The following is a 21,174-nucleotide window of genomic DNA, read 5'->3' as shown; positions in this document are numbered from 1 at the left end:
ATAATCGCGCGCTACGGGGATCAGCGTAAATTGGTCCATTTTTGACTTAGGTAGAGACTTGTCCGAGTGCCGTTGGGGAATCATTTAGCCCCTTCGGAGTCGGAACAATGCTCGCCAACCTGGCATATAGATAGCTGGCCGTTGGTTTTTTGATCTGTTTTCGGCGAGGGTTGCTCGTGATTGTTAGTCCCTGTAATGCACCAAAATTGTCTGCCAAACGGTTGCGAAACGCACTGGTAACGGGCTCTGCCCTGTTTTGCCTGTTCGGCGCGGGTCAACTGTGGGCATTCAGTCTGGACGATGTGTCGGCCAAGGCAAAAGAGCTGGCCGGGCAGAAATACGAAGCCCCGCGCAGCAATCTGCCGAACGAATTCCGCGAAATGAAGTTCGCTGACTACCAGAAAATTCGTTTCCGCAATGAAAAGGCCGAGTGGGCCGATCAGAAAACCCCGTTCAAGCTGTCCTTCTATCACCAGGGCATGCACTTCGATACGCCGGTGAAGATCAACGAAGTCACCGCGACCGACGTCAAGGAAATCAAGTACGACCCGACGCGTTTCGACTTCGGTGACGTCAAGTTCGATCCCAAAGCCACCGAACAGCTGGGTTATGCCGGTTTCCGTGTGCTGTACCCGATCAACAAGGACGACAAGCAAGACGAAATCATGACCATGCTCGGCGCCAGCTATTTCCGCGTTGTGGGCAAGGACCAGGTCTACGGCCTGTCCGCCCGTGGCATGGCAATCGACACCGCGCTGCCGTCCGGCGAAGAGTTCCCGCGTTTCACCGAGTTCTGGATCGAGCGTCCAAAGCCGGGTGACAAGCACCTGGTGATCTTTGCCCTGCTGGACTCGCCACGGGCCACTGGTGCTTATCGCCTGATCCTGCGCCCGGGCACCGACACCATTGTCGACGTCAAGTCGCAGATGTTCCTGCGCGACAAGGTCAGCAAGCTGGGCGTTGCCCCGCTGACCAGCATGTTCCTGTTCGGCGCCAACCAGCCGTCCAAGGTCCTCAACTACCGTCGCGAACTGCACGATTCCAGCGGCCTGTCGATCCATGCCGGTAACGGCGAGTGGATCTGGCGCCCGCTGAACAACCCTAAACACCTGTCGGTCAGCAACTTCTCGGTGGAAAACCCGCGTGGTTTCGGCCTGTTGCAGCGTGGTCGCAACTTCAGCCAGTACGAAGACCTCGACGACAACTACGACAAGCGCCCAAGCGCCTGGATTGAGCCTGAAGGCGATTGGGGCAAGGGTTCGGTCGATCTGGTAGAGATTCCGACCGCCGATGAAACCAACGACAACATCGTTGCGTTCTGGAGCCCGGCCGAACTGCCTAAGCCAGGTGAGCCGCTGGACGTCGCCTACCGTCTGCACTGGACCCTGGACGATGCACCGTTCCACTCGCCAGACAGCGCCTGGGTCAAGCAGACCCTGCGTTCGACCGGTGACGTGAAACAATCGAACCTGATCCGCCAGCCAGATGGCAGCGTGGCCTATCTGGTGGACTTCGAGGGCCCGTCCCTCAAGGCCTTGAAGCCAGATGCAGCAGTGCGCGGCCAGGTCAGCGTCGGTGAAAACGGCGAAGTCGTGGAAAACAGCGTGCGCTACAACCCGCACACCAAGGGCTGGCGCCTGACCCTGCGCTTGAAGATCAAGGATGCGGGCAAACCGACCGAAATGCGTGCGGCCCTGGTCCAGGATATCGTCAAGAGCGAGCCAGAGCAGGTTTCCACCCAAGTCCTGAAGGCTGACAAAGTCTTGGCCAAGCAACACGAGAAGCACGCCAAGAAAGACGCCAAGGACAAGCAAGACAAGCAGCCAGAAGCTGCCCCAGCCACCCCGGAACCGGTCAAGACAGAACAAGTCCTGACTGAAACCTGGAGCAATCAGTTGCCTGCCGATGAGTAACTCTCAAGCCCAGCCAGAGACTCTTGCCGAGTACCTGGCGCATCTTCCGATGACCGACGAGCAGCGCGCCGAACTGGCGGGCTGCAAGTCCTTCTCCGAGCTGCACGAGCGCCTGTCGTCCTCGACTTTTGATGCGCCTGTGGATGCTGCACAGGCGTCGGTTGGCCGTCGGTTGACCCTGAGCACTGCCGAAGAACTGGCAGACGCCGAAATGCTGGTGCTCGATGCCAGCGGTCGGGTTTGCCTGAAGGCCACGCCGCCGATTCGTCGCACCAAAGTGGTGCCCGAGCCTTGGCGCACCAATATCCTGGTACGCGGCTGGCGCCGGCTGACGGGTCGCACCAATCCGCCGGAACCGAAAAAAGACGAGCGCGTGCTGCCCGCTGCCCGCTGGCGCACCGTCGGTTCGATCCGCCGCTATATCCTGCTGGTGCTGATGCTCGGCCAGACGATTGTGGCGGGCTGGTACATGAAAGGCATCATGCCTTACCAGGGTTGGTCCTTCGTCGACTTTGACGAGATCCGCAACCAGACCCTGCTGCAAACCGCCACCCAGGTGCTGCCGTACGCCCTGCAAACCAGCATTCTGATCATGTTCGGGATTCTGTTCTGCTGGGTTTCGGCGGGTTTCTGGACGGCGCTGATGGGCTTCCTTGAGTTGCTCACCGGCCATGACAAATACCGTATTTCCGGGAAAAGCGCCGGCGACGAGCCTATCCCCAAGGATGCCCGTACCGCGTTGGTGATGCCGATCTGCAACGAAGATGTGCCGCGGGTGTTTGCCGGCCTGCGCGCGACCTTCGAATCGGTGGCCGCCACTGGCGACCTGGACCGTTTCGATTTCTTCGTGCTCAGCGACAGTAACGACGCCGATATCTGCATCGCCGAACAGCAAGCCTGGCTTGATGTCTGCCGCGAGGCCGGTGGCTTTGGCAAGATCTTCTATCGTCGCCGTCGCCGTCGCGTCAAACGCAAGAGCGGCAACCTCGACGACTTCTGCCGTCGCTGGGGCGGCGACTACAAGTACATGGTGGTCCTCGACGCCGACAGCGTGATGAGCGGCGAATGCCTGACCAGCCTGGTGCGCCTGATGGAAGCCACGCCGGACGCGGGGATTATCCAGACCGCGCCACGGGCTTCGGGCATGGACACCCTGTATGCACGCATGCAGCAGTTCGCTACCCGCGTCTACGGCCCGCTGTTCACCGCTGGCCTGCACTTCTGGCAGTTGGGTGAGTCCCACTACTGGGGCCACAACGCGATCATCCGCATGAAGCCGTTTATCGAGCACTGCGCCCTGGCGCCATTGCCGGGTAAAGGCGCGTTTGCCGGTTCCATCCTGTCCCACGACTTTGTTGAAGCTGCGCTGATGCGCCGTGCCGGCTGGGGTGTGTGGATTGCCTACGACTTGCCCGGCAGCTACGAAGAATTGCCGCCCAACCTGCTGGACGAACTCAAGCGAGACCGTCGCTGGTGCCACGGCAACCTGATGAACTTCCGCCTGTTCCTGGTCAAGGGCATGCACCCGGTACACCGTGCGGTGTTCCTCACTGGCGTGATGTCGTACCTGTCGGCGCCGTTGTGGTTCCTGTTCCTGGTGCTGTCCACGGCCTTGCTGGCGGTCAATACCCTGATGGAGCCGCAGTACTTCATGGCGCCCCGCCAGTTGTACCCGCTGTGGCCACAATGGCATCCGGACAAGGCGGTGGCGCTGTTCTCCACCACCATCGTGCTGCTGTTCCTGCCCAAGTTGCTGAGCATCATCCTGATCTGGGCCAAGGGTGCGAAAGAGTTCGGTGGCAAGTTCAAGGTGACCTTGTCGATGCTGTTGGAGATGCTGTTCTCCATGCTGCTGGCGCCGGTGCGGATGATTTTCCACACCCGTTTTGTACTGGCCGCGTTCCTTGGCTGGGCCGCGACCTGGAACTCGCCGCAACGTGACGACGACTCCACGCCATGGAGCGAGGCGGTCAAGCGCCACGGCCCGCAGACCTTGCTGGGCTTCTTCTGGGCACTGCTGGTGGTGTGGTTGAACCCCAGCTTCCTGTGGTGGCTGGTGCCGATTGTCGGTTCGCTGATGCTGTCGATCCCGGTCTCGGTGATCTCCAGCCGGGTCAAGCTGGGCCTCAAGTCTCGCGACGAAAGCCTGTTCCTGATTCCTGAGGAATACAACCCGCCGCAAGCGTTGCTGTCGACCGACCGCTACACCCATGAAAACCGTTGGCATGCACTCAATGACGGTTTTGTGCGGGCGGTGGTTGATCCGCAGCAGAACGCCCTGGCCTGCGCCCTGGCGACTTCCCGGCATGGCCAGGCGGAGCCGATCGAGTGGCTGCGTACCGAGCGTGTGCGGCATGCGTTGAAGGTTGGCCCTGCCGGCCTCAACAACAATGAGCGTGTGGCCTTGCTCAGCGACCCGGTGGCCCTGGCGCGCTTGCATGAGCAAGTCTGGGGCGAAGGGCATGCCGAGTGGCTTGGCGCCTGGCGTGAGTCGGTCAAGTCCGACCCGCATGCGCCGTTGCTGCCGTTGCAACCGCTGTCATCCCAGGCGCAACCTGCCTGATTCAGACGCCCCCGAGAGCTGTCTCGGGGGCGCTTGAAACGCCCTTCCTACAGCGCCAGTCGCTTGCGCTTTACCCCTCTAACTTCGATACAAAAGACCCTGGCTCAAGGCGTATTGCCGTGCCTGTCAGTGGGTTAGGATCGCCCCCCAAATCTGAATCGACCGCCTCTGGTGTGCGCTGGCCGCGCAACGCCTGGTGCGCGGCTGCTTAACGAAAAAGGGGCTTTTCATGATCAAAGGTTACTGGTCGATGCTGTTGCTGGGCATTGTCGCGTTGGTACAGGTGCAGATGGCACAGGCAGGCGCCGTTGACGAGGCGGTGCGGCGTGGCGTGCTGAAAGTGGGGACCGATCCCAACTACGTGCCCTTTGAAATGACTGACAGGCAGGGGCGTGTCATCGGCTTTGAAGCTGATCTGCTCGAAGCCATGAGCGATGCCCTGGGGGTGACGCTGGAATGGGTGCCAGTGGCGTATACCGAACTGATCCCGGGCCTGCTGGCCGACCGGTTCGACATGATCGGTAGCGGCATGACCGTGACCCAGGAGCGCAACCTCAAGCTCAATTTCAGTGATTCATTCATCATCGTCGGCCAGACCGTTCTGCTCCACCCGCGCCTGGCCGGGAAAGTCAGCAGCATTGAGGATTTGAACGAGGCCGGCTATCGGATTGCCTCAACCGACGGCACGACGGGCGAGGCGGCGGCACGACGCTTTGTGGGCGCTGCGCAACTGCGCAGCTTTGCCACGGCGGAGGAGGGCATACGCCAGGTGGTCAGCGGCAGGATGGATGCCTTTATCCACGATGCGCCCTATAACCTGATTGCCCTGGCCAAGCCGCAAAACCACGCGCTGCTGGCCCTGGAGCAGCCCTTCACCTATGAACCCCTGGCGTTTGGCCTGAAGAAGGGCGATTACGACAGCCTGAACTGGATCAATCACTTCCTCAACCAAATTGCCCAGGATGGCACCTACGATCGGTTGCATGACAAGTGGTTCAGGGACACGGACTGGCTGTCGGAGATCGAATGATGGTCACAACTGCTTACATAACTCCAAGGTAAGCAGCCACCATGGCAAACCGTCTAATAGCGCTTTTCCCTGGATTTATGTGGGGTTTTTCTGTCATATCCGCCAACAAATCCTGGCTAGACCTTTGTGCCGATGGGCGAGTGGGTTAGCATCGCTCCCCGAAGAAATAGTGCGGCCATGCGAAGGCCTGCATCAAAATAAAATGAGTCAGGGGACTTGGTGATGAAAAAGTATCTTTCGATGCTGATGCTCGGCGTGACGGCCCTGCTGGCAGTCAATACGGCCCAGGCGGGTGCGATTGACGAAGCGGTCAAGCGCGGTACCTTGAAAGTCGGGATGGATCCGACCTACATGCCGTTCGAGATGACCAACAAACGCGGCGAAATCATTGGTTTCGAAGTCGACCTGCTCAAGGCGATGGCCAAGTCCATGGGCGTCAAGCTGGAGCTGGTCTCCACCGGTTACGACGGCATTATCCCGGCCTTCCTCACCGGCAAGTTCGACATGATCGGCAGCGGCATGACCCTGACCCAGGAACGCAACCTGCGCCTGAACTTCAGCGAACCCTTCATCGTGGTTGGCCAGACCCTGCTGATTCGCAAGGAACTGGAAGGCACCATCAAGTCCTATAAAGACCTGAATGACGAGAAGTACCGCCTGACCTCCAAACTCGGCACCACCGGCGAGATGGTGGCCAAGAAGCTGATCTCCAAGGCCAAGTACCACGGCTACGACAACGAACAGGAAGGCGTGCTTGACGTGGTCAACGGCAAGGCCGACGCCTTTGTCTACGACGCGCCGTACAACGTGGTTGCCGAGAAAAAAGTCGGCAATGGCAAGCTGGTGTACCTCGAAGAACCCTTCACCTACGAGCCTCTGGCATTCGGTCTGAAGAAGGGCGACTACGACAGCATCAACTTCATCAACAACTTCCTGCACCAGATCCGCAACGACGGCACCTACGATCGCATCCATGACAAGTGGTTCAAGAGCTCCGAGTGGCTCAAGGACATGGAATAAGGCTGTCTGAATACCGAGTCGCGCCTATCGCGAGCAAGCCCGCTCCCACATTTGGAATGTATTCCAAGGTGGGAGCGGGCTTGCTCGCGATGGCGGCCTGACAGGCGATATCAATCCCGGAACCTGCAATGAAACAGAAAAAAGCCCAATGGCCCTGGCACCTGCTGACCGTGCTGGTGCTGGTCGGCCTGGCCGGCGCGTTGTACTACGCCACCTCGCTGATGTCCTACGAATGGCGCTGGAACCGCGTGCCGCAATACTTTGCCTATCAGGCTGAAGAATCCAAGCGGGCGGCAGATATTTCCACCGTGGTCGAGTTGGTGCGCAAAGGCGACGTTGCTGAAGTTACCTTGCGCAACGACGCTGGCGCCGAGCAGCACCTGACGGTGGCCGAAAACAGCCTGCAAGTGGCCCGTGGCGACGATGTGGCCGAAGGCGATGTGATCGGCGTGACTCGGCATTGGGCGCTGGGCCCGTTGATGTGGGGCTTGTGGACCACCCTGTGGCTGTCGCTGGTCTCGGGGGTCTTGGGCTTGTTCATCGGCCTGGCAACCGGCCTGTGTCGTTTGTCGAATAACCCGACCTTGCGCGATCTGTCGACGATCTACGTCGAACTGGTACGCGGCACGCCGCTATTGGTGCAGATATTCATCTTCTATTTCTTTATCGGCACGGTGCTGAACCTGTCCCGTGAGTTTGCCGGCATCGCCGCGCTGTCGCTGTTTACCGGCGCCTATGTGGCAGAAATCGTGCGTGCCGGTGTGCAGTCGATTGCCCGTGGCCAAGGCGAAGCTGCCCGGTCCCTGGGCTTGAGCGCCAGCCAGTCGATGCGTCATGTGGTGCTGCCGCAGGCCTTCAAACGCGTGCTGCCGCCGTTGGCCGGGCAATTTATCAGCCTGGTCAAGGACACTTCGCTGGTGTCGGTGATCGCCATTACCGAGCTGCTCAAGAGCGGTCGCGAGGTCATCACCACCTCGTTCTCGCCGTTTGAAATCCTGTTCTGTGTCGCAGGCCTGTACCTGCTGATCAACCTGCCGCTGTCGAAAATGGCCAGCCGGCTTGAGCGGAGGCTCGCGCAAAGTGATTGAAGTCCGCGATCTGGTAAAAGTCTTCGATACTCGTGGGCATGTGGTCCGCGCGGTGGATCACGTCACCACCCAGGTGGCCAAGGGCGAAGTGCTGGTAGTGATCGGCCCGTCCGGTTCTGGAAAATCGACCTTCCTGCGCTGCCTCAACGGCCTGGAGGAGTTCGACTCCGGTTCGGTGAGCATCGACGGCCTGCAACTGGCCGACCCCAAGACCGATGTGAACGCCTATCGCCGGGAAGTCGGCATGGTGTTCCAGCACTTCAACCTGTTCCCCCACATGACCGTGCTGGAAAACCTGTGCCTGGCGCAGAAAGTGGTGCGCAAGCGTGGCAAGAAGGAGCGCGAGGCCAAGGCCCTGGCGTTGCTGGAGAAGGTCGGCATTGCGCAGAAAGCCAACGAGTTTCCGTCCAGGCTTTCCGGTGGCCAGCAACAGCGCGTGGCGATTGCCCGGGCGTTGGCGATGGAACCCAAGGTCATGCTGTTTGACGAGCCCACCTCGGCGCTGGACCCGGAAATGGTCGGCGAAGTGCTCGACGTCATGAAAACCCTGGCCCTGGAAGGCATGACCATGGTCTGCGTGACCCATGAAATGGGCTTTGCCCGGGAAGTGGCGGATCGGGTGCTGTTTTTCGATCACGGCAAACTGTTGGAAGATGCTGCGCCCGCGCAGTTCTTCGACTCGCCGAAGGACCCACGGGCACAGGCGTTTTTGCGCCAGGTTCTGTAAGGCACCTGGGCAGGTTCATACCTTGAACTTGCCCACGTACCGCTGAAGATCCGCTCCCAAGCGTGCCAATTCAATGCTCGCCGCCGCCGTCTGTTCACTGGCAGCGGCGGTTTGCTCCGACACGTCCCTGACTTTCAACACGCTGCGATTGATCTCCTCGGCCACCGCACTTTGCTCCTCTGCGGCGGCGGCGATCTGTGGATTCATTTCCTGGATGACCAGCACGGTACGTGCGATTTCTGTCAGGGCGTCCCCAGCGTTGCGCGTCAGGCCGACGCTGCGATCGGTCAAGGTGCGGCTGTTGTCCATGATATCCGCGACTTGTTGCGTGCCGCTGTGCAGCCCGCCAATCAGTTCTTCGATTTCCTCGGCGGACTGTTGGGTGCGCTGGGCAAGGCTGCGCACTTCGTCAGCAACCACTGCGAACCCTCGACCAGCTTCACCTGCACGTGCCGCCTCGATCGCCGCATTGAGGGCCAGCAGGTTGGTCTGCTGGGACACCGACTTGATCACCTCCAGCACACTGCCGATTTTCTGGCTTTCCCGTTGCAGGCCTAGCATTGCCTGGCTTGAGCGCGCCATTTCGTGGGCCAGATGTTCAATATGCGCCACCGCATCCGTCACCACCTGGTCGCCCAGTTCGGTCTGCTGATTGGCTTGATTGGCGGCAATCGAGGCCTGCTCGGCATGCCGGGCGACTTCCTGGGCGGTGGCGAGCATCTGGTTCATGGCGGTCGCCACCTGTTCGGTTTCGTCGCGCTGATTGCTGACGCCCGCCCGGGTTTGCTCGGTGACGGAGGAGAGCTCCTCGGCGGCGCTGGCGATTTGCCGGGCATTGTCACTGATGCTGCCAATCAGCCCCCGCAGGTTCAAAGTCATTTGCGCCATGCTGCATTGCAACTGGCCCAGCTCATCCCGGCGCGGGGTCTGCACGTCGTGGCTCAGGTCGCCATCGGCAATGCGATTGGCCACTGCCAGTGCCCGGCGCAGTGGCTTGACGATCTGCCCGGCGATTACCCAGGCGGCCAGGGCGCCGAAGAGCAAGGCCGCAGCGGTAATGGCGAGGGTCTGGGTATGGGCTTGCTCGGCCTCCCGGTCGCGGCGCTGGGTCTGGTCCTGGCTGAGCAGGTCACTTTGAGCCAGCAGTTGGTCCAACTGCTGCTCCAGCTGGTTTTGCGCGCCCTCGGTCGTAAGCTGGGTGTCCCGCAGGCGTGTCAGGTGTGTCCGGATGCTGAGTACGGCATTTCTCAATGCGCTGCTGTCCACGGGCAGCTTCTCCACGGCCGCCTGGGCAAGTTCAAGGCTGCGCTCCGCGTCGCTGACGGCCTGGGCATAGGCATCCAGGCTGCTGGCGGCCCAGGCCGGGCTCAGGGCACGGTCTTCGGCCTGTTCGATAGCCAAGCGCAGGTTTTCGACGGCATCGAGGGCTTTTTCGTCCTCCTGATCTGGCAGGTCGCTGGCCAATTGCGCCAGGACGTCACTGGTGCGCACAGAGCTTTGTTTGAGTTGCTCGCGGGCAGTTTCCCGTTGTTTGACCAGCGATGGCACATCCTTGAGTGTGGTTTTGAACTGGCCGGAAAAGCTGGCCATGCTTTGCAAGTACTGCAGAGGTTTCGCCACTTTGAGGCGGTTCGAAAGCTCGGCCAGATACCCGTCGATCTTCCCCATGGACAGGCTCAGTTTGTTGAGGCTGACCTCATCGTCAAGGGTGCGATAAACGATTCGGTCGGCCCGTAGTTCTTCGCCGGTGACCGCCAGTTGTGCGAGAACGGTCAAGGTCTGTGAACGGTAGAGCGAGGCGGCGAGGGCCTGCCAACCGGTCAGGGCAATCACAAGGCTCAGGGCCAGCACCAAGGCAAAACCCAGGACCAGTTTGAGGGTGACACTGGCGTTACCCAGCAGTTGAGTCATTCGACGAAGCATGGCCAACCTCCGGCAAGTGCGCAAAGGAGTTCAACGTGCCGGGGCGCCGACGGGCGTGGACACATTAAATCCATTTGAACGCTAGTTCCCTTGGGCGCCAGGCGTACTGATCAAGGACTGAAAAACATGTAGGAAATTTCACAAGCTGCAAGCGGCGACCCGGACGGATCGCCGCGAAGGGCAGGCCTCAGACCCGGAAGCGGCCAACCAGCGTCTGCAGATGGGTACCCAGGCGTGCCAGTTCGGTACTGGAGGCGGCGGTCTCTTCACTGGCCGCAGCGGTCTGCTCGGACACATCACGTACGTTCAACACACTGCGGTTGATCTCTTCGGCCACGGCGCTCTGCTGCTCGGCGGCGGTCGCGATCTGCTGGTTCATCGCCTGGATCGCCGAGACCGTGCGAGTGATGTTTTCCAGGGCATGGCCAGCACGGCGGGTCAGTTCGACACTGCTGTCGGTAAGGTCCCGGCTGTTGTCCATGATGGTAGCGACCTGCTGGGTCCCGCTTTGCAGGCCGACGATCAACTCTTCGATTTCCTCGGTGGACTTTTGCGTGCGTTGCGCCAAGCTGCGTACTTCATCGGCCACCACCGCGAACCCACGTCCGGCCTCCCCGGCACGCGCCGCTTCAATGGCGGCGTTGAGGGCCAGCAGGTTGGTTTGCTGGGCCACGGACTTGATCACGTCCAGCACACTGCCGATCTTGTCGCTTTCGCGCTTGAGATGGCCCATGGCCTCGGTGGAGTTGCCGACTTCACCGGCCAGGCGTTCGATCTGGGCGATGGCTTCGCCGACCACCCTGTCACCTTCACGGGCCTGTTGGTCGGCGGCGACGGCAGCCTCGGAGGCTTCCTCGGCATTGCGCGCCACTTCCTGCACAGTGGCGGCCATTTCGTTCATTGCGGTGGCCACCTGGTCGGTCTCGACCTTCTGGCTGTTGACCCCGGCGCTGGTCTGTTCGGTCACCGCCGACAACTCTTCGGCGGCGCTGGCGATTTGGGTCACGCCGTCGCTGATCCCGCCGATCAGGTCGCGCAGGCCCATGGTCATGCTTTGCATGGCGCGCTGCAGTTGGCCCAGTTCGTCCTGGCGTTGCGACACCAGGTCGTGGGTCAGATCACCAGCGGCGACGCGCTCGGCGACCTTGAGGGTCTGGCTCAATGGGATCACGATCTGCCGGGTAATCGCCCAGGCGGCGAACAAGCCGAAAGCCAGGGCCAGGGCGGTCGCCAGGATCAGCAGTTGCTTGGCTTGTGCGGCATCGTTGTCACGGACCACGGTTTGCGAAACAGTGAGTTTCTTGCTGTGATCGAACAGCAGGTCGCCTTGTTCGGCCATGGCCTTGAGGGCCGCAGCGCTGGCCACCTGGGAGTCGCGGAACTGGCTGACAGCGGCAAGGTAGGCCTTGAGGGAGTCGCTGGCCTCTTGCAGGTTGGCGCTGTATTGCTCCGGCAGTTGACTGCGCAGGCTGTCGGCGTTCTTCAGGGCATTGGCGATGGCGTCCAGGGCCGGCTGTTCGGCTTCGGCCTTGGCGCTGTAGGTGTAGCCGCGCACCTGGAAGCGTGCCTGTTGGATCAACTTGCTCAAGTCGATCACGCTGTTGAATTGGCTGACGCTGTCACCTTGCAGCAGGTTTTTTTCGATTTCCGAGACCCGTGCAACGGCGTTGTCAGCTGTGGCGCCGAGTTTGCTGCGGGCATCTTCGCGGTGGGCGCCGGCCTGGACCATGGCGCTGAAGGACTGTTTGTACTTGGCGACGGCGGCCAGTTGCTCGTCGATCATGGCGACATCGGCCGGCTGCTCGATCTGGCTGCGTGCGGTTTTCAGGCCGCTGTCGAGCTTGTCCATTAGCTCGTTGACCAGTCCCGGGCCTTGTTCGCCACGACGCATTTCATAGTCCAGGCGGGCCTGGCGCAGGTCTTTGGTCAGTTCATTTAGGCTGGAAATAAAGCCCAGTTTGTCGCCACGGCTGATCACGCCGCTCAGGCCCGTCCAGCCGGTGAACGTGATCAGGAGCGTGAGGACCAATACCAGGCCAAAGCCCATGCTCAGCTTGCGATTGACGCTTACATTTCCCAGTTTTTCAGCTAGCCAACGGTACATGCGGTGAACTCCCCTGAACAAGGCTTGGACTTATTCAAAGGCTATCGGCACGTCAACGCGATTCTGTAGGAGCGAGCAAGCTCGCTCCTACAGGAGATCTCAGTTTGGTCAGAAGAGGCGGGCTAGCAGGGCGGTGACGGCGGTTTCTACTCGCAGGATCCGCGCGCCCAGTTGCACCGGCTGCAAGCCGGCCTTGGCCAGCAAGTCCACTTCGTAGGGAATCCAGCCACCCTCGGGGCCGATGGCCAGGGTCACCGGTTCATCGAGGCCGCGTGGGCAGGGCGGGTGATCGCCGGGATGCCCAACCAGGCCAAGGGTGCCCTGGGCCAGGGCGGGCAGGCGGTCTTCGACGAAGGGTTTGAAGCGCTTTTCGATGATGATTTCGGGCAGCACGGTATCGCGCGCCTGTTCCAGGCCGAGGATCAGTTGTTCGCGAACCGCTTCAGGTTCCAGGAACGGAGTCTGCCAGAAGCTTTTTTCAACCCTGTAGCTGTTGACCAGCACTACCCGCGGTACGCCCATGGAGGCTACGGTCTGCAATACCCGGCGCAGCATTTTCGGGCGCGGCAGGGCCAGCAGCAGGGTCAGCGGCAGTTTTACCGGTGGCGGCTGGTCGAGGCTGATTTGCAACTCGGCTTCGCCGGCGTCCAGGCGTAGCAACTGGGCATTGCCCATCAGCCCGCCAATGCGCCCGACACGCAGGCTGTCGCCGACCACCGCGCGATGGACTTCCTGCATGTGCACCAGGCGCCGGTCACGCAGGATCACCCGGTCGGCCGCAATAAAGTCGGCCTCTTCCAGTAGCAGCAGGTTCACGGTTGCGTCGCTGGCGGCTGGTCGTCGTCGGCGGGTTGGTCATCCGGGTGCTCGCCACGCTTGCTCACCAGGCTGCCAAACAGGATGCCGACTTCAAACAGCATCCACATCGGCACGGCCAGCAGGGTTTGCGAGAAGATGTCCGGCGGAGTCAGGATCATGCCGACCACAAAGCAGCCGATGATCACGTACGGGCGGATCTTGCGCAGGTATTTGACGTCGACCACGCCGATCCATACCAGCAGCACCACTGCCACCGGAATCTCGAAGGCCACGCCAAAGGCGAAGAACAGCGTCATCACGAAGTCGAGGTAGCTGGTGATGTCGGTCATCATCTCCACACCGGCCGGGGTGGCGGCGGCGAAGAATTTGAAGATCAGTGGGAACACCAGGAAGTAGGCGAACGCCATGCCGGTGTAGAACAGCATGATGCTCGACACCAGCAGCGGCACGGCGATGCGTTTTTCATGCTTGTACAGGCCTGGCGCGATAAAGCCCCAGATCTGGTGCAGGATCACCGGGATCGCCAAAAACAGCGAAACCATCATCGTCAGCTTGAGCGGCGTGAGGAACGGCGAGGACACGTCGGTGGCGATCATCGTCGCGCCTACCGGCAGGTACTCGCGCAGCGGCGTGGAGACGAAGGTGTAGATCTGCTGGGTGAAGGCAAACAACCCGGCGAAGATGACGAAGATCGCCGCGACACACCGCAGCAGGCGGGTGCGCAACTCGGTGAGGTGCGAGACCAGCGGCATATGCTGGTCGTTTTCCGGTTTATCAGCGCTCATGGGGCTCGCGGCGGCAATGTAGGATCGTGGGGCGCGGGCGACGCGGTGGGCGCCGGTGCCGGTTCTGTCGAGGGTGCGGCGGGCGCTGCGGGTTCAACCACTGGCGCAATGCTCTGTTCGGCCACCGGCTCAACGGGTCTCGGCGCCTGTTGCTGGGGCGAGAGGATTTTTCGCGCTTCCTGCTCCAGGGACAGAATGTGTTCGTTGTGCAACTGCCGGCGGATTTCGTCGGCGCCGATTTCCCGTTCAACTTCCTGCTTGATGGCGTTGAAACTGCGTTTCAGGCGCCCGACCCACAGGCCGGCCGTGCGTGCCGCGCCAGGCAGGCGTTCGGGGCCCAGCACCAGCAAGGCGACGAGGCCGACGAGCAGCAGTTCAGAGAAGCTGATACCAAACATTAGTCAGTGCTCACGAGTCTTTGCGGGACGGCTCTTCGACTTTCTCGGCCTGCACGTCGAAGGTGCGACGTTCAGTGATCGGCTGTGCGGCCTGCGGGTGTACAGGCTGCGCCGGTGGCACCGGGTTGGCGGTGTCGGCCGGTTTTTCGTCGTCGTTCATGGCCTTGCGAAAGCCCTTGATGGATTCGCCGACGTCAGTGCCCAGGTTTTTCAGTTTCTTGGTGCCGAACACCAGTACGACCACGACGAGAATAACAACCCAGTGTTTCCAGTCAAAAATGCCCATGCTGCACTTCCTCAAGTCAAAAAGTTATTCAGGCGGACGGGCGCGAGGCCTTTTCGGCGTGCCCGGACAAGCCGAAGCGACGGTCCAGTTCATCCAGTACGGCCTGTGGGTGCTGCCCCAGTTGGGCGAGCATGACCAGGCTATGGAACCACAAGTCGGCGGTCTCATAGATTACATCGCTGTAATCGCCGCTGATTTGCGCATCCTTGGCGGCGATGATGGTCTCGACGGATTCTTCGCCGAGTTTTTCCAGAATCTTGTTCAGGCCCTTGTGGTACAGGCTGGCGACATAAGAGCTGTCGGCGTCCGCACCTTTGCGGTCCTCCAGCACCTGGGCCACACGGTTCAGGGTATCGCTCATGTTCAATGTCCTGCCGAGTAAATAGCGTGCGGGTCTTTGAGCACCGGCTCGACGGTTTTCCATGCGCCGTTCTCGAACACGCGGTAGAAGCAGCTGTGACGGCCGGTATGGCAGGCGATGTCGCCGATCTGCTCGACCATCAGCACGATCACATCAGCGTCGCAATCCAGGCGCATTTCATGCAGTTTTTGCACATGCCCGGACTCTTCGCCCTTGCGCCACAGTTTGCCACGGGAACGTGACCAGTAGATGGCACGCTGCTCAGCGGCAGTCAGGCTCAAGGCCTCGCGGTTCATCCAGGCCATCATCAGGATGCGCCCGGTCTTGTGGTCCTGGGCAATGGCCGGCACCAGGCCGTCGCTGTCCCATTTGATCTCGTCCAGCCAGTCTTTCATCTTCGACTCCGACAACCGTGCGCTAGCCGCTCCGGCGATGTGCAACAGTGTATAACCGCGCGGGCTATCGACGCACGACCAGATAAAGGCCTACGGCGACCATGATGCCCGCTGGCCAGTAACTCAGGTCGGTCAATGGCCCACCGGCCGCGAGTACCGCGCCACCGCCCAGGTGCGCCGCGCCGAGCAGGCGCAGGAACCAGTCGTCCTTGCGCCGGTGCCACGGCGGCGCCGGGTCCTTGGCGTGGGGCTGGGACATGCGCTCCAGCAGATCGCGGGTCATGTTGGCCAGGTGCGGCAGTTGCTCGACCTGGCTTTGCAGGTTGCCCAGCAGGGTTTTCGGGCTGACGCGTTCGCGCATCCAGCGTTCGAGGAACGGCTGCGCGGTGTTCCACAGGTCCAGGTCCGGGTACAGCTGGCGGCCCAGGCCTTCGATATTGAGCAGGGTCTTCTGCAATAGCACCAACTGCGGCTGCACTTCCATATTGAAGCGTCGCGCAGTCTGGAACAGGCGCATCAGCACCTGGCCGAAGGAAATATCTTTTAACGGTTTTTCGAAGATCGGCTCGCACACGGTGCGGATCGCCGCCTCGAATTCGTTGAGTTTGGTTTCGGCCGGCACCCAGCCCGAATCGATGTGCAACTGCGCCACGCGGCGGTAATCACGCTTGAAAAAGGCAAACAGGTTGCGCGCCAGGTAGTCCTGGTCCTCGGGCGTGAGGCTGCCGACGATGCCGCAGTCGATCGCGATGTATTGCGGGCTCCATGGGTTCACCGTGCTGACGAAGATGTTGCCGGGGTGCATGTCGGCATGGAAGAAGCTGTCGCGAAACACCTGGGTGAAGAAAATCTCCACACCGCGCTCGGCCAGCATCTTCATGTCGGTGCGCTGGTCGGCCAGGGTTGCCAGGTCCGTGACCTGCACCCCGTAGATACGCTCCATCACCAGCACTTTGGGCCGGCACCAGTCCCAATAGACCTGCGGCACGTACAGCAGCGGCGAACCCTCGAAGTTGCGCTTGAGCTGGCTGGCGTTGGCAGCCTCGCGCAACAGGTCGAGTTCGTCGTAGATGGTTTTTTCGTAGTCGGCGACCACATCCACCGGGTGCAGCAGGCGCGCATCGGCAGAGAAACGCTCGGCGGCACGGGCGAGGATGAACAGCCACGCGAGGTCCTGGCCGATGATCGGCTTGAGGCCGGGGCGGATCACCTTCACCACTACTTCTTCGCCGGTTTTCAGTTGGGCGGCGTGTACCTGGGCGACCGAGGCCGAGGCCAGGGGTTCGACATCGAAACGGCTGAACACGTCGCTGATTTTCTTGCCCAACTGCTCTTCGATCAGCCTCATCGACTGCTGGGAGTCGAACGGCGGCACGCGGTCCTGCAGCAGCATCAGCTCGTCGGCGATGTCTTCGGGCAGCAAATCGCGGCGAGTGGACAGGATCTGCCCGAACTTGATGAAGATCGGCCCCAGATCCTGCAAGGCCAGGCGCAGGCGCGCGCCACGGCTCAGGTCCAGGGTCTTGCGCGGGAACCAGCGCCACGGCAGCACATAGCGCACAGCCAGCAGAAACCACGGCAGCGGCAGGGCGAACAGCAGGTCATCGAGGCGGTAGCGGATGACGACGCGTTGGATACGAAACAGACGGCGGACGGCGAGCAGCTTCATGCGTTATCGCTTGGATCAAGGGAGCGGCTCAGACGCTCGAAGCGCGCCTCAAGCCGTTCCAGGTCAAGTTTGGCCTGGTCGAGTTCACGAAAGCGCGCTTCGGCTTCCCGTTGTCCGACAAGGGTGCGCGATTCTTCGCTCAGGTATTCGGCGAGGTTCTGGTTGAGGCTGGCGAAACCCTGCTGGTACCAGCGCGAGCGGCTGCGCAGGTGGCCGCTGATCAACTGGGTGGCCACCGGGCCGAGCCAGCGGGACAGCTCGTATTCCCAGTCCAGCTCCAGGTCTTGCAGCATGGCGGCCAGGTCCATCAGCACCGCGCTGTCGCCTTCAAGGGTGACGTCCGGACCGTGCAGGATCGAGGTCTTGTCCCGGCTCAAGGCCAGGCGCAGCAGGCTGGCCGCCGGCGCGCGCAGGGTACAGTCGGCCTCGGCAGCCCAGTGCGCTGCCAGCATAAGGCCTTCATCGCTGGGCAGGATAAACAGCTGCAAGGCCGGGCTGGTGCAATCGACGGCAATGATCTTGCCGTTCAGGTGCGCCAGCCGCGCCAGGGCGGTGCTGTCCAGGCGCAGGACACGATTGAGGCCGTGTTCGACGCTGGCGAGAAGGCCCGAGAGCAACATCAGGGCTTGATGCCGCGGTGCAGGGCAACGATGCCGGAGGTCATGTTGTGGTAGGTCACGCGGTCGAAACCGGCCTCTACCATCATCGACTTCAGGGTTTCCTGGTTGGGGTGCATGCGGATCGATTCGGCCAGGTAGCGATAGCTCTCGGCATCATTGGTGATCAGCTTGCCCATCAACGGCATGAAGGCGAACGAGTAAGTGTCGTAGACCTTGGACATCAGCGCGTTGGTCGGTTTGGAGAACTCCAGCACCAGCAGGCGACCGCCCGGCTTGAGCACGCGCAGCATCGAACGCAGCGCATCTTCCTTGTGAGTCACGTTGCGCAGGCCAAAGGCAATGGTCACGCAGTCGAAATGGTTGTCCGGGAACGGCAGTTTTTCAGCGTCGGCCTGGACGAACTCGATATTGCCCGCCACGCCCTTGTCCAGCAGGCGGTCGCGACCGACCTTGAGCATCGAGCCGTTGATGTCGGCCAATACCACCTGGCCGGTGGGGCCAACCAGCTTGGAGAACTTGGCCGCCAGGTCGCCCGTGCCACCGGCGATATCCAGCACGCGGTTGCCGGTGCGTACGCCGGACAATTCGATGGTGAAACGCTTCCACAGGCGGTGCATGCCGCCCGACAGCACGTCGTTCATCAAGTCGTACTTGGCGGCCACGGAGTGGAACACCTCAGCGACTTTTTCCGCTTTCTGGCTTTCCGGGACGTTCTTGAAGCCGAAGTGAGTGGTGGGTTCGGCATCGCTGCCTTTGCGCTGATCAGTCATATCGCTGTCACCAAAAGAGAATGCGGGACATTCTAATCCCCAAGGCATGCTTTGTCTTGGCAAGGCTGAAGGTAAGATAGGTGGCCGCCGAGACCTTTTGCCGCATGGCGGGTGAGCAGGGTGCTCAATACGTCTCTATAACGAGGAGTCATTCAAATGGCCCGCATACAGATTGAACGTGCCCACGCACTGGGTAAGGAAGCTGCCAGGGCGAAAGCCGAGAAGTTGGCACATAAACTCAAGGAACAATATGGCCTGGAACCGTCGTGGTCCGGCGATACGCTGAACCTCAAGCGCTCCGGCGTCAAAGGCACATTGAAAGTGGCCGAGGACTCTTTAAGGATCGAGGTGGAACTGGGCCTGTTGATGTCCGCCATGAGTGGCACCATCAAGTCCGAAATCGAGAAGGCCCTGGATAAGGCGCTGGCCTGATCTGCGACCGCGCGCCGCATCGAGTGCAGGTCGATTGCGCAGTTCTTAGGGTGCCGATTCTAATTTTTCTCCCTACTTTGTACTCAGCCCTCAACTCCTGTGGGCAGTTCCTCCACCCTTTTATGCGTGAGGTGCACCATGGCCAAAGTTATTTTGAAGAAAAAAATCGACACCCAAATCAGCGCCCTGAGCGACGTTAAAACCTATGCTCGCAAGATCTGGTTGGCGGGTTTGGGGGCTTACGCGAAGGTCGGCAGTGAAGGCAGCGAGTACTTCAAGGATCTTGTGAAGACTGGTCAACATGTTGAAAGTAAAGGTAAAAAAGTTGTGAATGAACAACTTGATGCTGCCAACAGTCAGATTGATTACGTTAAGAGCAATGTCTCCAGCGTCAAGGGTCGCGTCGAAGTTCAACTGGATAAAGTCGAGAAGGCTTTTGACGCGCGTGTTGCAAGTGCCTTGAATCGAATCGGCATTGCGTCTAAACATGACGTGGAGACACTCTCTGCTAAGCTCGATGAGCTAACGGCATTGCTCGAACGTGTCGCGCGTAAACACTAAGGAGACATCGGATGGCTGTTAAAAAGACTACTCAGAAAGAAGGCAGCTCTTGGGTCGGGAAAGTTGAAGAATACTCCCGCAAGATCTGGCTGGCTGGTTTAGGCGTGTACTCGAAGATCGACAGTGACGGCAGCAAACTCTTCGAGACTTTGGTTAAAGACGGCGAGAAGGCCGAGAAGTTGACCAAGAGCACAGTGGGTAAACAAGTTACTGCGGCCAAGGCAACTGCCGGTTCGCGCATCAGTGATGCGAAGAAGCAGGTGTTGGGAACTTGGGGTGAGCTTGAAGGCGCACTCGACAAGCGCCTCAACAGTGCCATTTCGCGACTGGGCGTGCCTAGCCGTACTGAAGTGAAGGCACTGCACAGCAAGGTCGATACCCTGACCAAGCAAATCGAAAAACTGACCGGCGCTAAAGTTGCCCCAGTGAAAGCAGCTGCAAAACCGGCTGCCAAGCCGGCGGCGAAGACGGCTGCTGCCAAACCTGCGGCGAAAACCGTGGCCAAGCCTCTGGTCAAGGCCGCTGCCAAACCTGCCGCTAAACCTGCGGCCAAGGCAGTTGCCAAGCCAGCGGCGAAAACCGCAGCAGCCAAACCAGCAGCCAAGAAGCCTGTAGCGGCCAAAGCGGTAGCCAAACCTGCGGCCAAGCCAGCAGCGAAACCTGCCGCCAAGCCAGCGGCCAAAACGGCTGCCGCCAAACCGGCTGCCAAGCCAGTTGCAGCCAAACCAGCTGCCAAACCGGCCGCCGCCAAGCCAGCAGCCAAACCTGCGGCAGCCAAGCCGGCTGCAAAGCCAGCGGCGAAGAAACCCGCCGTAGCCAAGAAGCCAGCAGCGCCGAAGCCAGCGGTAGCGGCCAAGCCTGCAACTCCTATAGCCGCGACCAACTCGGCCACCGCGCCGACGTCCGCCGCAGCAACCTCGACTGTAACGCCGGCAACCCCGACGCCATCCAGTCAGTCCTGATCTGTTCGGGACACAAAAATGCCCGGCCTTCAACGGTCGGGCATTTTATTGGGGCTTGAGAACAACACACACCTAATGTGGGAGCGAGCAAGCCCGCTCCCACATTTTTAGTCTGTGTCGTCCAGGTAGCGCAGAGCAAAACGCTCGGTCGCCAACCGCGCCGGCATCAGCAAGTGCGGCGCTACCAGCATCATCACTTGATACACCGCCACCCGCACCTCAGCCTCGCGATCAAGAATCCGCTGGTAATCCAGGGAAAACAGCAGGGTCATGGTGATCTGCTCCACCAATTGCCCTAGCGCCTGGGTATCGCTGACCAACTGCCCCTCGGCCTTGAGCCTGGCCAACAGCGAAGCCAGTGTGCGCTTGAGCGCAGTCAGCAGGTGACGAATCCCCTTGGCCAGCTTGGGCAGGCGCCCGGCCAGGTTCGACAGGTCCTGGAACAGGAACCGATAGTGTGCCATGCGCTCGACGATCAGGTGCAGGAACAGCCAGTAATCCTCCGGCGCCAACTGCACATTTGCCGGTGGGTCGAGCAGCGGTGCCAGCTCCCCCTGGAAACGCTCGAACAGCCCCAGCACCAGCGGCTCCTTGCCGTGGAAGTGGTAATAGAGGTTGCCGGGGCTGATCCCCATTTCATTGGCCACCTCCATGGTTGAAACATTCGGCTCGCCCTTGTGGTTGAACAACTGCAGGGCACATTCAAGGATACGGTCGCGGGTTTTCATCCAGTCTTCTTAGTGGTCAA

At 60.7% G+C, this 21,174-nt stretch carries 21 protein-coding genes; 9 read left to right on the top strand and 12 right to left on the bottom strand.

The genetic code is table 11. From position 1 onward, the window contains the following. Positions 1 to 176: 176 nt before the first annotated feature. The 6 genes from H097_RS21100 (at position 177) to H097_RS21075 (ending at position 8,341) form a co-directional block, all read left to right on the top strand. Positions 177 to 1,913: a glucan biosynthesis protein G gene (locus H097_RS21100; protein WP_032862346.1), complete on the top strand. Its 1,737-nt coding sequence runs from the start codon at positions 177 to 179 to the stop codon at positions 1,911 to 1,913. After that, complete coding sequence (mdoH, locus tag H097_RS21095; protein ID WP_032862248.1) at positions 1,906 to 4,476, top strand: glucans biosynthesis glucosyltransferase MdoH; 2,571 nt, start codon at positions 1,906 to 1,908, stop codon at positions 4,474 to 4,476. The genes H097_RS21100 and mdoH overlap by 8 nt, the downstream gene beginning before the upstream one ends. Before the next feature lie 229 nt (positions 4,477 to 4,705). Then, complete coding sequence (locus H097_RS21090; protein ID WP_032862247.1) at positions 4,706 to 5,506, top strand: transporter substrate-binding domain-containing protein; 801 nt, start codon at positions 4,706 to 4,708, stop codon at positions 5,504 to 5,506. Between the two features lie 222 nt (positions 5,507 to 5,728). Continuing rightward, positions 5,729 to 6,526: a transporter substrate-binding domain-containing protein gene (locus H097_RS21085; RefSeq protein WP_032862246.1), complete on the top strand. Its 798-nt coding sequence runs from the start codon at positions 5,729 to 5,731 to the stop codon at positions 6,524 to 6,526. 128 nt (positions 6,527 to 6,654) lie between these two features. Further along, on the top strand, positions 6,655 to 7,614 hold the full coding sequence (locus H097_RS21080) for an amino acid ABC transporter permease (protein WP_032862245.1): 960 nt from the start codon (positions 6,655 to 6,657) through the stop codon (positions 7,612 to 7,614). After that, a complete protein-coding gene (locus tag H097_RS21075; protein WP_029295984.1) occupies positions 7,607 to 8,341 on the top strand; it encodes an amino acid ABC transporter ATP-binding protein in 735 nt (244 codons plus the stop codon). The genes H097_RS21080 and H097_RS21075 overlap by 8 nt, the downstream gene beginning before the upstream one ends. A 15-nt stretch (positions 8,342 to 8,356) precedes the next feature. Here the strand turns inward: H097_RS21075 and H097_RS21070 are convergent, their stop codons facing one another. From H097_RS21070 to ubiE, 11 genes are all read right to left on the bottom strand, one after another. Continuing rightward, positions 8,357 to 10,264, bottom strand: coding sequence for a methyl-accepting chemotaxis protein (locus H097_RS21070; protein WP_032862244.1), 1,908 nt, complete (start codon positions 10,262 to 10,264; stop codon positions 8,357 to 8,359). A 187-nt stretch (positions 10,265 to 10,451) separates the two neighbouring features. Next, complete coding sequence (locus tag H097_RS21065; protein WP_032862243.1) at positions 10,452 to 12,368, bottom strand: methyl-accepting chemotaxis protein; 1,917 nt, start codon at positions 12,366 to 12,368, stop codon at positions 10,452 to 10,454. A gap of 108 nt (positions 12,369 to 12,476) precedes the next feature. Then, positions 12,477 to 13,184, bottom strand: a complete 708-nt coding sequence (locus H097_RS21060) for a 16S rRNA (uracil(1498)-N(3))-methyltransferase (protein WP_032862242.1) — start codon at positions 13,182 to 13,184, stop codon at positions 12,477 to 12,479. Beyond that, positions 13,181 to 13,972 (bottom strand): twin-arginine translocase subunit TatC, encoded by a 792-nt coding sequence (gene tatC, locus H097_RS21055; protein ID WP_032862241.1) that lies wholly within the window; start codon positions 13,970 to 13,972, stop codon positions 13,181 to 13,183. Before tatC ends, H097_RS21060 begins: the two co-directional genes overlap by 4 nt. Beyond that, positions 13,969 to 14,370: a Sec-independent protein translocase protein TatB gene (tatB, locus tag H097_RS21050; protein WP_032862240.1), complete on the bottom strand. Its 402-nt coding sequence runs from the start codon at positions 14,368 to 14,370 to the stop codon at positions 13,969 to 13,971. Before tatB ends, tatC begins: the two co-directional genes overlap by 4 nt. A 10-nt stretch (positions 14,371 to 14,380) precedes the next feature. Then, the gene (locus H097_RS21045) at positions 14,381 to 14,656 is read right to left on the bottom strand and encodes a twin-arginine translocase TatA/TatE family subunit (protein WP_032862239.1); all 276 of its coding nucleotides are present in this window, start codon (positions 14,654 to 14,656) and stop codon (positions 14,381 to 14,383) included. A 28-nt stretch (positions 14,657 to 14,684) separates the two neighbouring features. After that, positions 14,685 to 15,017: a phosphoribosyl-ATP diphosphatase gene (locus tag H097_RS21040; protein ID WP_003187881.1), complete on the bottom strand. Its 333-nt coding sequence runs from the start codon at positions 15,015 to 15,017 to the stop codon at positions 14,685 to 14,687. A 2-nt stretch (positions 15,018 to 15,019) separates the two neighbouring features. Beyond that, positions 15,020 to 15,412 (bottom strand): phosphoribosyl-AMP cyclohydrolase, encoded by a 393-nt coding sequence (hisI, locus tag H097_RS21035; protein ID WP_029296001.1) that lies wholly within the window; start codon positions 15,410 to 15,412, stop codon positions 15,020 to 15,022. Positions 15,413 to 15,476: 64 nt separating this feature from the next. Next, positions 15,477 to 17,081 (bottom strand): ubiquinone biosynthesis regulatory protein kinase UbiB, encoded by a 1,605-nt coding sequence (gene ubiB, locus H097_RS21030; RefSeq protein WP_032862238.1) that lies wholly within the window; start codon positions 17,079 to 17,081, stop codon positions 15,477 to 15,479. After that, complete coding sequence (locus tag H097_RS21025) at positions 17,078 to 17,701, bottom strand: SCP2 sterol-binding domain-containing protein (protein WP_032862237.1); 624 nt, start codon at positions 17,699 to 17,701, stop codon at positions 17,078 to 17,080. The genes ubiB and H097_RS21025 overlap by 4 nt, the downstream gene beginning before the upstream one ends. Further along, complete coding sequence (gene ubiE / locus H097_RS21020; RefSeq protein WP_003209306.1) at positions 17,701 to 18,471, bottom strand: bifunctional demethylmenaquinone methyltransferase/2-methoxy-6-polyprenyl-1,4-benzoquinol methylase UbiE; 771 nt, start codon at positions 18,469 to 18,471, stop codon at positions 17,701 to 17,703. The genes H097_RS21025 and ubiE overlap by 1 nt, the downstream gene beginning before the upstream one ends. Before the next feature lie 156 nt (positions 18,472 to 18,627). Here ubiE and H097_RS21015 point away from each other — a divergent pair, with 156 nt between their 5' ends. The 3 genes from H097_RS21015 (at position 18,628) to H097_RS21005 (ending at position 20,426) form a co-directional block, all read left to right on the top strand. Next, positions 18,628 to 18,903 carry a polyhydroxyalkanoic acid system family protein gene (locus tag H097_RS21015; RefSeq protein WP_032862236.1) on the top strand — a complete coding sequence of 92 codons (276 nt, stop codon included), beginning with the start codon at positions 18,628 to 18,630 and terminating at the stop codon, positions 18,901 to 18,903. A 138-nt stretch (positions 18,904 to 19,041) separates the two neighbouring features. Continuing rightward, positions 19,042 to 19,464 (top strand): phasin family protein, encoded by a 423-nt coding sequence (locus H097_RS21010; protein ID WP_032862235.1) that lies wholly within the window; start codon positions 19,042 to 19,044, stop codon positions 19,462 to 19,464. 11 nt (positions 19,465 to 19,475) lie between these two features. Next, complete coding sequence (locus H097_RS21005) at positions 19,476 to 20,426, top strand: phasin family protein (protein ID WP_032862234.1); 951 nt, start codon at positions 19,476 to 19,478, stop codon at positions 20,424 to 20,426. A 107-nt stretch (positions 20,427 to 20,533) separates the two neighbouring features. Here the strand turns inward: H097_RS21005 and H097_RS21000 are convergent, their stop codons facing one another. Further along, on the bottom strand, positions 20,534 to 21,154 hold the full coding sequence (locus tag H097_RS21000) for a TetR/AcrR family transcriptional regulator (RefSeq protein ID WP_032862232.1): 621 nt from the start codon (positions 21,152 to 21,154) through the stop codon (positions 20,534 to 20,536). Between the last annotated feature and the right edge of the window lie 20 nt (positions 21,155 to 21,174).

The organism is Pseudomonas sp. FH4 (assembly GCF_000510915.2).
Classification (GTDB): domain Bacteria; phylum Pseudomonadota; class Gammaproteobacteria; order Pseudomonadales; family Pseudomonadaceae; genus Aquipseudomonas; species Aquipseudomonas brenneri.
This window is presented reverse-complemented; position numbering and strand designations above follow the sequence as displayed.